The 14,776-nt window shown below is 48.4% G+C and carries 18 protein-coding genes; 14 read left to right on the forward strand and 4 right to left on the reverse strand.

All coding sequences use genetic code 11. The features are described 5' to 3' along the window. Nucleotides 1–15: 15 nt before the first annotated feature. Complete coding sequence (gene opuCD, locus ICW23_RS10025) at nucleotides 16–690, forward strand: glycine betaine/carnitine/choline/choline sulfate ABC transporter permease OpuCD (RefSeq protein ID WP_045925940.1); 675 nt, start codon at nucleotides 16–18, stop codon at nucleotides 688–690. Between the two features lie 32 nt (nucleotides 691–722). On the opposite strand, the gene ICW23_RS10030 is transcribed toward opuCD, so the two are convergent. Further along, nucleotides 723–1,256: a GbsR/MarR family transcriptional regulator gene (locus tag ICW23_RS10030; protein ID WP_003151660.1), complete on the reverse strand. Its 534-nt coding sequence runs from the start codon at nucleotides 1,254–1,256 to the stop codon at nucleotides 723–725. A gap of 285 nt (nucleotides 1,257–1,541) precedes the next feature. Between ICW23_RS10030 and ICW23_RS10035 the strand changes: the two genes are divergently transcribed. The 9 genes from ICW23_RS10035 to ICW23_RS10075 all read left to right on the forward strand — a co-directional run bounded on the left by ICW23_RS10035 (nucleotide 1,542) and on the right by ICW23_RS10075 (nucleotide 9,388). Next, nucleotides 1,542–2,687, forward strand: a complete 1,146-nt coding sequence (locus ICW23_RS10035) for a betaine/proline/choline family ABC transporter ATP-binding protein (protein WP_016937900.1) — start codon at nucleotides 1,542–1,544, stop codon at nucleotides 2,685–2,687. A 16-nt stretch (nucleotides 2,688–2,703) separates the two neighbouring features. Then, nucleotides 2,704–3,357, forward strand: a complete 654-nt coding sequence (locus ICW23_RS10040) for an ABC transporter permease (protein WP_188154440.1) — start codon at nucleotides 2,704–2,706, stop codon at nucleotides 3,355–3,357. Between the two features lie 62 nt (nucleotides 3,358–3,419). Next, complete coding sequence (locus ICW23_RS10045) at nucleotides 3,420–4,289, forward strand: osmoprotectant ABC transporter substrate-binding protein (protein WP_223152332.1); 870 nt, start codon at nucleotides 3,420–3,422, stop codon at nucleotides 4,287–4,289. Between the two features lie 18 nt (nucleotides 4,290–4,307). Beyond that, nucleotides 4,308–4,985, forward strand: a complete 678-nt coding sequence (locus ICW23_RS10050) for an ABC transporter permease (RefSeq protein ID WP_099743844.1) — start codon at nucleotides 4,308–4,310, stop codon at nucleotides 4,983–4,985. Between the two features lie 110 nt (nucleotides 4,986–5,095). Then, complete coding sequence (locus tag ICW23_RS10055; protein WP_188154442.1) at nucleotides 5,096–5,809, forward strand: lantibiotic protection ABC transporter ATP-binding protein; 714 nt, start codon at nucleotides 5,096–5,098, stop codon at nucleotides 5,807–5,809. Then, nucleotides 5,806–6,540 carry a lantibiotic immunity ABC transporter MutE/EpiE family permease subunit gene (locus ICW23_RS10060; protein WP_188154443.1) on the forward strand — a complete coding sequence of 245 codons (735 nt, stop codon included), beginning with the start codon at nucleotides 5,806–5,808 and terminating at the stop codon, nucleotides 6,538–6,540. Before ICW23_RS10055 ends, ICW23_RS10060 begins: the two co-directional genes overlap by 4 nt. Further along, nucleotides 6,537–7,310 carry a lantibiotic immunity ABC transporter MutG family permease subunit gene (locus tag ICW23_RS10065; RefSeq protein WP_188154444.1) on the forward strand — a complete coding sequence of 258 codons (774 nt, stop codon included), beginning with the start codon at nucleotides 6,537–6,539 and terminating at the stop codon, nucleotides 7,308–7,310. The genes ICW23_RS10060 and ICW23_RS10065 overlap by 4 nt, the downstream gene beginning before the upstream one ends. Before the next feature lie 21 nt (nucleotides 7,311–7,331). Then, nucleotides 7,332–7,994 carry a response regulator transcription factor gene (locus ICW23_RS10070; protein WP_016937907.1) on the forward strand — a complete coding sequence of 221 codons (663 nt, stop codon included), beginning with the start codon at nucleotides 7,332–7,334 and terminating at the stop codon, nucleotides 7,992–7,994. Next, nucleotides 7,985–9,388 (forward strand): sensor histidine kinase, encoded by a 1,404-nt coding sequence (locus ICW23_RS10075; protein WP_188154445.1) that lies wholly within the window; start codon nucleotides 7,985–7,987, stop codon nucleotides 9,386–9,388. Before ICW23_RS10070 ends, ICW23_RS10075 begins: the two co-directional genes overlap by 10 nt. A gap of 83 nt (nucleotides 9,389–9,471) precedes the next feature. Here ICW23_RS10075 and catR read toward each other — a convergent pair whose 3' ends face one another. The 3 genes from catR to rghR form a co-directional block, all read right to left on the reverse strand. After that, a complete protein-coding gene (gene catR, locus ICW23_RS10080; protein ID WP_016937909.1) occupies nucleotides 9,472–9,789 on the reverse strand; it encodes a catDE operon transcriptional regulator CatR in 318 nt (105 codons plus the stop codon). Nucleotides 9,790–9,870: 81 nt separating this feature from the next. Next, nucleotides 9,871–10,302 carry a helix-turn-helix domain-containing protein gene (locus tag ICW23_RS10085; RefSeq protein WP_016937910.1) on the reverse strand — a complete coding sequence of 144 codons (432 nt, stop codon included), beginning with the start codon at nucleotides 10,300–10,302 and terminating at the stop codon, nucleotides 9,871–9,873. A gap of 24 nt (nucleotides 10,303–10,326) precedes the next feature. Further along, nucleotides 10,327–10,737, reverse strand: a complete 411-nt coding sequence (gene rghR / locus ICW23_RS10090; protein ID WP_045925948.1) for a transcriptional repressor RghR — start codon at nucleotides 10,735–10,737, stop codon at nucleotides 10,327–10,329. Between the two features lie 195 nt (nucleotides 10,738–10,932). Here rghR and ICW23_RS10095 point away from each other — a divergent pair, with 195 nt between their 5' ends. The 4 genes from ICW23_RS10095 (at nucleotide 10,933) to rnr (ending at nucleotide 14,684) form a co-directional block, all read left to right on the forward strand. Beyond that, nucleotides 10,933–11,121 (forward strand): helix-turn-helix domain-containing protein, encoded by a 189-nt coding sequence (locus ICW23_RS10095; protein ID WP_101605598.1) that lies wholly within the window; start codon nucleotides 10,933–10,935, stop codon nucleotides 11,119–11,121. Nucleotides 11,122–11,242: 121 nt separating this feature from the next. Next, nucleotides 11,243–11,473, forward strand: a complete 231-nt coding sequence (gene secG / locus ICW23_RS10100; protein ID WP_013353627.1) for a preprotein translocase subunit SecG — start codon at nucleotides 11,243–11,245, stop codon at nucleotides 11,471–11,473. Between the two features lie 118 nt (nucleotides 11,474–11,591). Further along, entirely contained in the window at nucleotides 11,592–12,332 is a 741-nt protein-coding gene (locus ICW23_RS10105) for an alpha/beta hydrolase (RefSeq protein ID WP_016937913.1), read from the forward strand. Between the two features lie 18 nt (nucleotides 12,333–12,350). Next, entirely contained in the window at nucleotides 12,351–14,684 is a 2,334-nt protein-coding gene (gene rnr / locus ICW23_RS10110) for a ribonuclease R (protein WP_047477172.1), read from the forward strand. Nucleotides 14,685–14,776 lie beyond the last annotated feature (92 nt).

The raw sequence follows: 14,776 nt of genomic DNA on the forward strand, positions 1-14,776 counted from the left end.
AATGAGGTGGGGCAAATGGAAGTGCTGCAGCAGCTCGGCACTTATTATTCTCAAAACGGCGCCTATGTACTTCAGGAGTTTTACCGCCATTTTCTCATGTCGGTATACGGCGTTTTATTTGCGGCGATCGTTGGGATTCCGCTCGGCATCTTCATTGCCAGATACAGAACATTAAGCGGCTGGGTATTCGCGGTGACAAACGTGATTCAGACCGTGCCGGCGCTTGCGATGCTCGCGGTGCTGATGCTCGTCATGGGGCTCGGCGCCAATACGGTGATTTTGTCGCTGTTTTTATATTCGCTTCTTCCGATCATCCGGAATACGTACACGGGAATCGCCAGCATTGAACACGCTTATCTTGAATCGGGAAAAGCGATGGGCATGACCAAATTTCAAGTGCTTCGCATGGTGGAATTGCCGCTTGCGCTCTCCGTCATCATGGCGGGGCTGCGGACGGCGCTCGTCATCGCGATCGGCATTACGGCAATCGGTACGTTTGTCGGCGCTGGCGGCCTCGGTGACATTATTGTCAGAGGCTCAAACGCCACGAACGGGACCGCGATTATTTTAGCCGGCGCCATCCCGACAGCGCTCATGGCCGTTATCGCAGATCTTGTGATGGCGTGGCTGGAGCGGGCGCTGAGTCCGGGGAGAAAGAAAAAACGAACCAAAGCGCCGAATGCGGCATGAAAAAAACGCCTTGCGGGTCAGGGCGTTTTTTCTTATGGCTTCGGAACATGCTTGAAAATTTCTTCGCTTTCGAAAAACTCGATCAGGCGGCTGATCCAATTGTAGTAATCAAGCCAATCCTTTAATTCTTTCAGCAGTTCATTGATTTTTTCCTCAGCTTCCTCCGGCACGCCGTTTTCAAGAACGGCCGTCAGTTCGCGGTTCAGCTTTTTATGCATCATCTTATTTTTGCTGACGACCTTGCTCCATGTGGCCGTAAACAGCGTAATAAAGGTTTGGTAATAATCCTGCTCGACGTCGTATAAATCTTTGCGGACGCCTTTTTCAAACACTTTTTCCGCCAGATTGACGTCAAGCATTTCACGGACGGCCTGGCTCATTCTCGTTTTGCTCATGCCGGTCGCTTCTGATAATTCAGTTAAGGTCATCGGCTTGCGGTTCATATAAATAATGCCTAAAATGCGTCCCACCGTCGCGGGCATCCCGAATGTATGCATATTTTCAGCGATTCGTTCTATTAAATGATCTTCGGCTTGTTCGATTACGTGTAACGGATCTTTCTCCAACAGTTTCAATCCTTTCAGTCAGCAATTCCGATGTCAATATACCATATTTTTAAACCGGCGGAAATGCTCTTCCGAGAGAATTTGGCAGTAATTCGGAGCAATAAGAAGAACTTTGCCGGTCAATACGGGTAAATCAGTGCTTACACAACCTTTATATATAATATGGACAAATTGTAAACTTTTTTATTTATAAAGTTTAATTTATAATGGGAAACATTCAATTGTCTGAAAAGTTAAATACAAATTTAACGAATTGAATAAACTTAATCATGGAGGTGTGAGTGTTTGCTGACATTAGAAAATGTCTCGAAAACGTATAAAGGCGGAAAAAAAGCCGTCAACAGCATCAATCTGAATATCGCTAAGGGCGAATTTATTTGTTTTATCGGACCGAGCGGCTGCGGGAAAACGACGACGATGAAAATGATCAACCGCTTAATTGAACCGACGGAAGGCAGAATCCTGATAGAGGGCCGGAACATTATGGAACAAGACCCGGTGGAACTCAGAAGAAGCATCGGCTATGTCATTCAGCAGATCGGGCTGTTTCCGCATATGACCATTCAGCAGAACATTACCCTCGTTCCGAAACTTTTAAAACATCCTGCAAAAGAACGGAAGGAACGGGCGCGGGAGCTTTTAAAGCTCGTTGATATGGGGCCTGAATATTTAGACCGTTACCCTCATGAACTGAGCGGAGGACAGCAGCAGCGAATAGGTGTATTACGGGCACTTGCCGCAGAGCCGCCGCTCATCTTAATGGATGAACCGTTCGGGGCGCTTGACCCGATTACGAGAGATTCCCTTCAGGAAGAATTTAAAAAACTGCAAAAAACCTTACATAAAACCATCGTATTTGTTACTCATGATATGGACGAAGCCATCAAACTTGCGGACAGAATCGTCATTCTGAAAGCGGGAGAAATCGTCCAAGCCGGAACGCCTGATGACATTCTCCGATTTCCGGCGAATGAATTTGTCGAGGAGTTTATCGGCAAAGAACGGCTGATTCAATCATCCAGCCCTGATATTGAACGGGTGGAGCAGATCATGAATTCCGCTCCTGTGACGGTAACACCTGAGAAAACGCTGTCAGCCGCCATTCAGTTGATGCGCGCCGAGCGGGTGGATTCGCTGCTCGTCATTGATGAGAAGAACGTTCTCCAAGGTTATGTCGATGTGGAAATGATTGACCGCAAACGAAGACAGGCGGCAACCGTCGCGGAAGTGCTCGAGCGCGATCTATACACGGTCAGAAGCGGCACCCTGCTTCGCGACGCCGTCCATAAAATTTTAAAAAGAGGCATGAAATTTGTGCCCGTCATTGATGAAGCCGGCCGTTTAACGGGAATCGTGACAAGGGCAAGTCTCGTTGACATCGTCTATGACTCCATTTGGGGAGAAGAGAAAGAGCTCGCGGTGATGTCATGAGGAGGCTTCAATTGATATGAATCAGACCATGCAATTTTTACAGACAAACGGTGCAGAACTGCTTTATAAAACATGGGAGCACTTGTACATCTCATTAATCGCCGTCATGGCGGGCATTCTCGCCGCCGTTCCGCTCGGCGTCCTGCTGACGAGGATGAAAAGAGGCGCCGGCACAGTCATCGGCATCGTCAACATCATCCAAACTTTGCCGAGCCTTGCCATTCTCGCATTTTTTATTCCGCTTTTAGGCGTGGGAAAGGTCCCGGCCATTGCGGCGCTGTTTTTCTATTCCGTGCTGCCGATTCTCAGAAACACGTATACGGGAATCCTCGGTGTCAACCGGCATCTTCTTGAATCGGGAAAAGGGATCGGCATGACCGCATGGGAGCAGATCAGGCTTGTAGAGCTCCCGCTTGCCGCCCCGGTCATCATGGCGGGCATCCGGACGTCGGCGATTTATTTGATCGGCTGGGCGACGCTCGCCTCCTTTATCGGCGGAGGCGGACTCGGGGATTACATTTTTATCGGCTTGAACCTTTATCAGCCGGAGTATATTATCGCTGGCGCCGTTCCGGTCACGATGTTAGCGGCCGCCGTCGACTGCTTGCTCGGGATGACAGAACGGAAAGTCACGCCTGACGGGCTGAAGGACATAAAAAATGCTTCATAAGGAGGAAGTCTCTCGTGGGGAATAGATGCAAAAAACGGCTGCTCGCATTCGCCTGTATCGGTATGCTGCTCCTTGGCGGCTGTTCGCTACCGGGATTGAGCGCCGCATCGGAGGATACCCTCAAAATCGGGGCGCAAAGCATGACCGAATCAGAAATCATCGCGAGCATGCTCGGACAGATGATTGAACATCACAGCGATTTGAAAACAACCGTTATTAAAAATCTCGGCTCCAACGCCGTACAGCAGCAATCTTTGATAAACGGTGATATTGATATCGCCGCGACGCGCTATACGGGGGACGCGCTGACGGGCACGCTTCGCATGGAGCCGGAAAAAGACCCGGACAAAGCGCTGCGGCTCGTTCAGCGTGAATTTCAAAACAGATATGACATGAAATGGTTTGATTCTTACGGCTTTGATAATACATACGTCTTTACCGTTTCCGGACAGCTTGCCCGCAAATACCATTTAGAAACGGTATCCGATGTCAAAAAAGAGGCGTCTCATCTGAAATTCGGCGTTGATAACTATTGGATGAAGCTGAGAGGCAACGGATATCAGGATTTTATGAACACATACGGAATGTCATTTGAAGGCACGTATCCGATGCAGATCGGCCTCGTTTACGACGCGCTGAAAAGCAGGAAGATGGATATCGCGCTCGCTTATTCCACCGACGGAAGAATCATTGCTTACGGACTGAAAACACTGAAGGATGATAAGCGGTTCTTTCCTCCTTACGACTGTTCACCCGTCGTTCCGAAACGTGTATTAAACGAGCATCCCGAACTGGAGGGCGTGATCAATCAAATGATCGGCGAGATTGATACGAAGATGATGCAGAAAATGAATTACGAAGTCGACGGCCAATTAAAAGAGCCGTCCGTCGTGGCAAAGGAATTTTTAGAAAAGCATCATTACTTTGAATAACGGAAAGGAGATATGCGGATGGACACGCTGAAAGAGCTGTTTACGTATTACGCTCAAAACGGCAGCTATGTTCTGTATGAGTGCTGGCGGCATTTTCTCATGTCGGCGTACGGCGTCGTTTTCGCCGCCGCTTTCGCCATTCCGGCCGGCATTGTGACAGCAAGGCACGGGCGTCTCTCCGGCTGGGTGTTTGCTGTGGCGAACGTGATTCAAACCGTTCCGGCGCTGGCGATGCTCGCCGTCCTGATGCTTGTCATGGGACTTGGCGCCAATACGGTCATCACGGCTTTGTTTCTGTATTCACTGCTGCCGATTCTCAGGAATACGCACACGGGCATTATTAATATTGATCACGCTTATCTTGAGTCGGGAAAAGCGATGGGCATGACGAAATATCAAGTGCTTCGCATGGTGGAGCTGCCGCTTGCGCTTTCCGTCATTATGGCGGGTCTTCGAACGGCGCTCGTCATTGCGATCGGCATCACGGCAATCGGCACCTTCGTCGGCGCAGGCGGCCTCGGGGATATGATCGTCAGAGGCTCGAACGCGACAAACGGAACCGCCATTATTCTTTCGGGCGCCATTCCGACCGCACTGATGGCGGTAGCCGCAGACCTGCTGATGGCGTGGCTGGAACGAGCCCTCAGCCCTGTGAAAAAACAAAAAAGAAAGCTGATCGTACGCTCAGCCTCATGAAAAAAAGCATTCTTCTGCGTGAAGGATGCTTTTTTTGATTTCTTGATTAAATTTTGATAACTGCGCTGTAAAGTCTTACATATCAAATAACAAAGCAGAGGGGTAATCATATGAGCAACATCTTAGAAACGAGACAGCTGCAAAAATCATTCGGCAGACAACAGGCAGTGGCTGATGTGTCTCTATCGGTTAAGCGCAACAGTATTTACGGCCTGCTCGGTCCGAACGGCGCCGGAAAATCAACGACTCTTAAAATATTGACCGGCATCTTGCAGCAAACATCCGGCGAGGTTCTGTTCGACGGGCATCCATGGAAGCGCGAAGATTTGAAAAAGATCAGTTCCCTGATTGAAGCGCCGCCGCTTTACAGCAACCTGACAGCCGCTGAAAATCTAAAAGTCCGCTGCGTGATGCTCGGGTTGCCTGATTCAAGAATTGCGGAGGTGCTGGAAATCACGGGATTAACGGGAACCGGAAAAAAGCGCGCCGGCCAATTTTCCATGGGAATGAAACAGCGTCTCGGCATTGCGTTGGCATTAGTCAACCGTCCGTCGCTCTTAATTCTTGACGAGCCGACAAACGGATTGGACCCGATGGGGATTCAGGATTTGCGGGAATTTATCCGCTCCTTGCCCGGACAGGGAATGACGGTAATTTTATCAAGCCACCTGTTATCAGAAGTGGAGCAGATCGCAGACCATATCGGAATCATCAGTGACGGTGTTTTGGGATATCAGGGAGAAATCAGCCGGGAAGACGATCTGGAGCGGCTGTTTCTGGAGGTAGTCAAATCAACACGGGAGAAAGCGGGGACAGGAAAATGATTCAGTACATGCAGGCGGAACACCTTACATCTAAAAGAACATTTATCAAAAAACTGATCATTCTGATTCCCCTTCTGAACACGGCTTTTTCTTTTCTGCTGAATCCGGCCTATTTTATGACGGGCACGTTCAATTGGTGGGCGGTTATTTTCATGCCGCTCATGATTGCTCTAATGTGCGGTTTATCTGTTAAAAAAGAGAAAAAATCTGCGAATGACCGCGCGGTGTACTCATTGCCGGCGGATTTAAAAAGCATATGGCTCTCAAAAATAAGCTTGATCGCGCTGTATTCACTCCTGTCGCAAATCGTCTTTTTCATCATCATGTTTTTACTTGGCCTTGTGTTTCCGGGAATTGCTGCGCTGCAGCTGAAAGGCGTTGAAGCAGGCTCCCTTTTGTGGCTGACGACGCTTTGGGAAATCCCATTGTGCTTATGGATTGCCAGACAGTTCGGGTTTACGGCAGTCATTCTCATGAATATGATCGCCGCCTTTGTTTTTGGTATTCTGCCGGCGTCCCGTTCATTGTGGTGGCTGAGTCCATGGAGCTGGTCAGTCCGGGTGATGTCACCGATTCTCGGAATCCATCCGAACGGAATTCCCCTTCCCGCAGACAGCGGCTTATTAAACGGAAATGTGATCTTTCCGGCTATTATTCTTTCTATCCTTTCTTTTATCGCAATAAGTTTGATTTCCGCCGTGCCTTTTGCAAAAGGGGGAAACCGGTCATGACCGTGCTTTTACGATATATGTGGGCCGATGTATTAAAAATGAAGCGCACGCCGTTCATATGGATGCATGTTGCGGCGCCGGCCGTATGCGCGGGATTTTTCCTGTTATATATGATGTATGGAAGGATTCAGGAGCCTTATGAGCTGTACAGCGTCTTCTTCAACGTGATTGCCGTTTTATACCCTTTAATCATCAGTATTGTCTGCGGCATGTCTGCCTCAGTCGAGGAACAGGCGGGTCATTTTCAGATGATGCTGGCGGTTCCGTATTCGAAAATCGTCAGTTTTGCGGGCAAGCTGCTTCTATTGCTGCTGTTGAATGTGTTATCGATAGGTCTTGCCATCTGTCTTTATTTGGCGGGGATGAAATTTGTTCTTCACATCAATGACCTTCCGTACTTTCTCTTTTTAAAGGGAGGGGCGTGGCTGATTGCCGGCAGTATTCCGCTTTATATGATTTCTTTTTTTGTCGGCATACAGTACGGCATGGGACCGTCCGGGCTTTTAGGGGGAGCGGGTTTATTAATGGCGGCGCTGATGAATACGGGATTGGGCGATGTCATCTGGCGTTTTTTCCCGTGGGCATGGAGCGTGCGGCTGTCGAACCTTGCAGGACTGCTGCATTTTGACAAAGTCAAAAAAGAGTTTATCCCTTATGTGAGATACGATATGAGATTCGGAGAAATAATGTTATATTTTTCTATAGTGATATTATGTCTGGCCGGCCTCCATTGGTGCAGAAGATGGGAAGGGCGGCGTTCATATGAATAAAGGCAAGGAGCGATTCGGCCGGTGGCAAACATTTTAGCGGTAGATGATGAAAAAGATATTCTCGTTCTGATCAGAAACATTTTACAGCGTGATCAGCATACAGTAACGATTCTGGAAAAAGCGGAAGATCAGTCATTGGATTTTTTTCAAGGCTATGATTTGATTCTTCTTGATGTCATGATGCCCGGAACCGACGGAATTGAACTCTGCCGGAGGATTCGGCCGCTGGTGGACAGCCCGATTCTGTTTTTAACGGCAAAATCTGACGAAGAATCCATTGTGAAAGGCCTCATGACAGGCGCTGATGATTACATCACAAAGCCGTTCGGCGTACAGGAATTGATGGCAAGGGTAAACGCGCATGTCAGAAGGGAACAGCGGGAAAAGCGTCAGACAAAACGTCTGATATCAGGCTTCATGTTTGATTTTGATAATAAAGAAGTATGGTTTGATGACCGTAAACTGCCTCTTACGAAAAACGAATATAAAATCGTAGAATTTCTGGCACAACATAAAAACAGAACATTCTCACGGGAGCAGATTTACGAGGAAGTGTACGGCTTAGATGGCGATGCGCTCTATTCAACCATTACAGAGTTTATCAGAACCATTCGGAAAAAATGTAAAGAACACGGGGCTGATCCGATCAAAACGGTGTGGGGTGTCGGGTACAAATGGGAATAGCAAAAGGAAAATCCAGCATCCGCAAAGAGCTTGTCAAATTCACCATCACGCTGTGTCTGAGCACGATGGGGGTGGCTGCATTATGCGTCGCCTTAAATGCCATTGCCCTGAATGCCGGAGCGATCCTGCCGGCAAATTACAGCGAGCATGAGGCGGAACAGATCAAGCCCCGCCTGAAATCGGCGGAAAAGATAACAGAAGACATGATCCCCGATGGTATGACATACGCCGTTTTTGATAAAAAAACAAAGCGGATGACGAAAGGGACGATGACGGAAAAAGACGCGGCCAGCGCCAGAAAAAAGATCCAGCATCAGCCGTATTTTAATTATGCTCAAAAAGGATTCATGGTGGTTGATCGGAAAAATGAATATGGCGTTCTCCAATATTCACTCAGGTCGGAATTTCAGTCGCCGCTGCTAAGGCGCTATCTGCCGAATTATGAATGGACGGGTCTTGCGGTTCTGATCACTTTGCTTCTTTTAACTGTGTTTATCGTGACGACGCGATTCGCCAATCAGCTGAGACGGCATTTCAGCACACTCAGCTCCATTACGGCAAGCATTAAAAAACAGAATTTAAATATCAATCCAAAAAGGCCGCGCATAAAGGAATTTGACGATGTCATTGACTCTCTGCTGAAAATGAAAGACGCGCTTCAGGCATCTCTGGCTGCGCAATGGGAGGCGGAGCGGATAAAGAAGGAACAGATCGGCGCGCTTGCGCATGATATTAAAATTCCGGCAACGATCATTAAAGGAAATGCCGAGCTGCTTCAGTTAACAGAACCTGATGAGGAACAGACGGAATACACGCAGTATATCCTTGATGCCGGAAACAAAATCGAGCAATATGTCGGGCAGCTGATTCAGCTTTCTAAAGCGGAGGGGGCAGTTGCCGTTCATCTGGAATATACCGATCTCAAAGAGTGGGCTCAAAACATATATCGTGACGCAGCGGCGCTTGCGGGGCCGAAACAGATTGATCTCGTCCTCAGAGAGCGGGGCATTGACCGAAAAGAAGCGCCGATTGATCAAGAACTGCTTCGCAGGGCGGTCATGAATATCGCGGCGAATGCCGTCGACTATACGCCGGAAAGAGGAGAAATCCGTGTGGACGTCCTATGCACCGATACCGCACTCAGTATTGCCGTATCTGACAGCGGAAGCGGGTTCTCGCAGGAAGCGCTGAAAAGGGCGACACAGCTTTTTTACACGGAGGATAAAAGCAGACATTCGGCGGGGCATCACGGCATGGGGCTTACATTCGCCCATCATGTCGTGCATCTTCACCACGGCGAATTAATACTTGAAAATCAAGAGTCTGGCGGAGCCCGTGCGGAAATCCGAATTCCGCTGGAAGGCATCAGACAAAAACAAGCCCTGCACGCATGAGGGCTTGTTTTCCTGTTTAAGAAAGGCAAAATGAAAACGGCTGTCCGTTTGAGAGATCAGCCGCTTATGCGGAAAAGCGTTTATCAGGAAGGATCAATCCATGTTGAAGACCACTTGGAAATTTCCTCTAAAATAGGGGCTAATGCGCAGCCTTTTTTCGTTAAAGAATACTCAATACGGACAGGCGTTTCGGGGATAACATCCCGTTTGATGACACCTTCTGTTTCAAGTTCTTTCAGACGTTCTGACAAGACTCTTCCGCTTAAATTCGGAAGCGCCGCTTCAATTTCGCTAAATCGCTGCTGTCCGTTCAATAACTGAAAGACGATTAGAGCCACCCAGCGTTTACTTAGGATGTCGACCGCTTTTTCGAATCTGGGGCACATTTCTGATTGGTTCATGCTTTTTCACCTCGTCTTCCGCTATTATACCGCAAAATCGGAGGGAACGTACGTCTGGCGCTTGTTAAGTTGAGGAGAGGATCAAAAAGAGGATGAGGAATCCGGGGAGCGCTTTTTCGCTTCAGCGGCGATAAAATCAAAGTATTTGCTGACGCTTTCAATGTCTTCCTTTGTGAAGTGCTGCCACTTTTTGCTGTCAAACAGCGGCAGATGCTCCGCGCCTCTGTCAACGGCGGTCTGATAGATGGCGCGGATGGATTGATAGCTTTCGGATGTTTCGCGGATTTCCTCCTGAAATGCCTTGATGTGTCCGGCCCGCGCCATTAACTCTTCGTACGGAATTTTTAATGTGTCCGCCAATTTCTTGATGGTCGCCGGTTTAGGAATGCCGCGGTGCCCGTTTTCAATTCTGGAAATGGTCGCCGAGCTGACGCCGGAATAGACGGCAAGCTGATTGACGGTAAGCTTCCGGGCGCGGCGCAGCTCTCTTAATTGCTTTCCGAATGTATTCAATAAGATCGCCTCACATGTGCAAAGTCATGAGTCTTCATTTTTTCTTTTTTTGGCTTCCGCTGACAAGAACGCAAAGTATTTATCAAGCAGAACCAAGTCTTCTTTCGACAGGTGCCGCCAGTTCTCCCGCTCCAAAAGTGATAAATCATCCAGCTCATACGTTTCGGCTTTTTCCAGCAAGGTGCAGCCTGTGTCGTATGAGGCTCTCGTTTCCTGAACGGTCTCTATGTATCCCGCCGTCTGCATCAATTCCTCATACGGGATTTTTAACGCATCTGCGAGCTTTTTAATGGTTGCAGGTTTCGGCACCCCGCGTTTGCCGTTTTCAATCCGCGAGATTCCCGCGGCGCTGACGCCTGAATACGTTGCCAGCTGGTTCACTGTCAGATGCCGTTTTTCCCGCAATGTCCGTAATTGTTTCCCGAAGCTTTCCACAGTCTCTCCCCCTCCCGCGGTCTATTTATATTCTAGTATGTTTATTGACTAAAGGGAATAGTCAGGCTGGAAAAGTATTGACAAAAGTTAACAAAAGCCGTATCTTATGTATAAGAAAGAAAGTATTTGACAGAACGGAAGGTGAAGAAAGTGGTCGAAAAGATACAGATCAGAAGAGATTATGTGCTGCAGTATATGGTCAATAATGACTACTCGTTAAACCAGCTCGCCCTGGAGATCGGAATATCTCCCGCCACACTGAGCCGTGTACTGAATGGAGAGCGGAGGCCGGGCCAGCTGGTCATCGGAAAGATGCTCTATTACTTTGACATGAAGTTTGAAGATCTTTTTTACTACGATTTTGTTGACAAAAGTCAACAGTGATGAAAGATTCAAATTGCATTTCCGTTTTTCTGACATGATATGCACCGATACGGCGTGACATGCCTTTGCTTTTCATGTAAAATAGAAGCAATGTAGGCCAGTCAGTCTGGAGGTGTATGGGATGCACACTTTATTGATTACCTTATTGGTTATCGTCAGTATTGCACTTATTATTGTCGTATTGCTTCAATCCAGCAAAAGCGCCGGTTTATCGGGTGCGATTTCAGGCGGGGCGGAGCAGCTTTTCGGAAAACAGAAAGCAAGGGGCCTTGATCTGATTCTTCACCGCACAACCGTTGTGCTGGCAGTCTTGTTTTTCGTGTTGACGATTTCGCTGGCGTATATCGTATAAGGCAATGTTTGTATAAGGTCTGATTTAATATCAGGCCTTTTTCTTGTTGAGAGACGGCGTTTGTTTCTCGCAAAACTGTGGAAAACTAAATTGAATGTGCAAAAAAGGGGTTATGAGCATGAAAATTGTGACACCAAAACCATTTACATTTAAAGGCGGAGACAAGGCGGTGCTTCTGCTGCACGGGTTTACGGGAAATACGGCAGACGTCAGAATGCTCGGCCGCTACTTAAATGAGCGCGGCTACACTTGTCACGCGCCTCAATATAAAGGGCACGGCGTTCCGCCGGAAGAGCTGGTACATACGGGGCCGGAAGATTGGTGGAAAGACGTCATGGACGGGTATGAATATTTACAATCTGAAGGCTATGAAAACATTGCGGCCTGCGGACTGTCGCTTGGCGGGGTTTTTTCATTGAAATTGGGTTACACTGTACCCATAAAGGGAATTGTTCCTATGTGTGCTCCGATGCACATTAAAAGTGAAGAGGTTATGTACGAAGGAGTTCTCTCCTACGCGCGCAATTATAAAAAATTCGAAGGAAAACAGCCGGAGCAGATTGAAAAGGAAATGAAGGAGTTTGAAAAAACGCCGATGAATACGCTCAAATCGCTTCAGGAGCTGATTGCCGATGTGCGCAAAAACGTCGACATGATCTATTCCCCGACATTTGTGGTTCAGGCACGGCATGACCATATGATTAACACAGACAGTGCAGACATCATTTACAACGAGGTGGAAACGGACGACAAACAGCTGAAATGGTATGAAGAGTCAGGACATGTCATTACGCTGGACAAAGAACGGGACCTCGTTCATCAGGATGTGTACGAATTTTTAGAGAAACTCGATTGGTAACAAACAGGAGGTCGGATAATGGAAAAAGAAGCGTTTATGGACCGTCTTCTCGCGTTTATGAAGGAAGAGGCGTACAAGCCCCTTACCGTTCAGGAACTTGAGGAGATGCTGAACATCACGGAAGCCGAAGAATTTAAAGAACTGGTTAAAGCGCTGGTGGCGCTCGAGGAGACCGGACAGATCGTCCGCACCAGAAGCAACCGCTACGGGCTTCCGGAAAAAATGAATTTAGTAAAAGGAAAAATTTCCGCGCATGCAAAGGGATTCGCGTTCCTATTGCCGGAGGATACCTCTTTAAGCGATGTGTTTATTCCGCCGAATGAGCTGAATACAGCTATGAACGGCGATATCGTCATGGTGCGGCTCAATTCCCAGTCAAGCGGATCGAGACAGGAAGGCACGGTCATCCGCATCTTGGAAAGAAGCATCGACCGCGTCGTGGGCACATACACAGAAACGAAAAGCTTCGGCTTTGTCATCCCGGATGATAAGAAAATCACGAGTGATATTTTTATTCCGAAACATGCCAATAACGGCGCTGCGGAAGGCCATAAAGTCGTCGTCAAACTGACAAGCTACCCTGAAGGCAGAATGAACGCCGAAGGAGAAATCGTTGAAATACTCGGCCATAAAAATGATCCGGGCATCGATATTTTATCCATCATCCATAAGCACGGCCTGCCGGGAGATTTTCCGGCTGAAGCGATGGAGCAGGCAACAAGCACGCCCGATACCATCGATGAAAAAGACATCAAAAACCGCCGTGATCTCCGCGATCAGGTCATTGTCACCATTGACGGCGCGGATGCGAAGGATCTGGATGACGCCGTCACTGTAACAAAGCTTGATAACGGCAGCTACAAGCTCGGCGTCCATATTGCCGATGTCAGCCATTACGTCACGGAGAATTCCCCGATTGACAAAGAAGCGCTGGAAAGAGGGACAAGCGTGTATCTGGTTGACCGGGTCATTCCGATGATCCCGCACAGACTGTCTAACGGAATCTGTTCTTTAAATCCGAAGGTCGACCGCCTGACGCTTTCCTGCGAAATGACAATCAACCAGCAGGGACAGGTGACAGAGCACGAGATCTTCCAAAGCGTCATTAAAACGACGGAAAGAATGACCTATTCAGATGTCAACCGGATTCTCACAGAAGACGACGCCGAGCTGAAAGAAAGGTATGAGCCGCTCGTCCCGATGTTCAAAGACATGGAGCGTCTGGCGGAAATTCTCCGGGCGAAACGGATGGACCGCGGCGCCGTGGATTTTGATTTCAAAGAGGCGAAGGTGCTCGTCGATGAGGAAGGCGCCGTAAAAGACGTCGTCATCAGAGAGCGCTCAGTAGCGGAAAAGCTGATTGAAGAATTCATGCTTGTGGCAAACGAAACGGTGGCCGAGCACTTCCATTGGATGAACGTGCCGTTTATTTACCGGATTCACGAAGAACCGAACGCCGAAAAACTGCAAAAGTTCCTGGAGTTCGTCACCACATTCGGTTATATCGTCAAAGGGAAAGCCGGAGACATTCATCCGCGCGCGCTGCAAAGCATTCTTGACGAAGTGCGGGACCGTCCGGAAGAAACGGTGATTTCAACCGTCATGCTCCGTTCCATGAAGCAGGCGAAATACGATCCGCAAAGCTTGGGCCATTTCGGGCTGGCGACTGAATTTTATACGCACTTCACATCGCCGATCCGCCGTTATCCTGACTTAATCGTTCACAGGCTGATCAGAACGTATTTGATCAACGGACAATCGGACGAAGCGACTCAGGAAAAGTGGGCCGAACGCCTGCCGGAAATCGCTGACCATACGTCAACGATGGAACGGCGCGCCGTTGATGCAGAGCGGGAAACGGACGATCTGAAAAAAGCGGAATATATGCTTGATAAAATCGGCGAGGAATTTGACGGCATGATCAGTTCCGTCACGAACTTCGGAATGTTCGTCGAGCTGCCGAATACGATTGAAGGGCTTGTGCACGTCAGCTTTATGACGGATGATTATTACCGTTTTGACGAACAGCATTTCGCCATGATCGGCGAACGCACGGGCAACGTTTACCGGATCGGAGACGAAATCACGGTCAAAGTCGTCGACGTCAATAAAGATGAGAGAAACATCGACTTTGAAATTGTCGGCATGAAAGGCACCCGCCGTCCGAGAGAAACAACAGGCGACCGCAGAAAACGAGGCAGACCGGCGCGGAAACGCGTGTTAAACAGCAATACCCCGGCTTCACCGCCGAAATCGGAGGAAAAAGGGGAATGGTTTACAAAACCGAAGAAGAAAAAGAAAAAACGCGGTTTCCAAAACGCGCCGAAACAAAAACGCAAAAAGAAGAAGTAAATGCGAAAAGCAAATGGGGCAAAATGCTCTGTTTGCTTTCTTTCGCAAGCCGCATTTTCATTGTCGCGGAACGCTCCATTTGCTAAAATAAA

The sequence above is a fragment of the Bacillus sp. 1021 genome, from assembly GCF_014534735.1.
Taxonomy (GTDB): domain Bacteria; phylum Bacillota; class Bacilli; order Bacillales; family Bacillaceae; genus Bacillus; species Bacillus siamensis.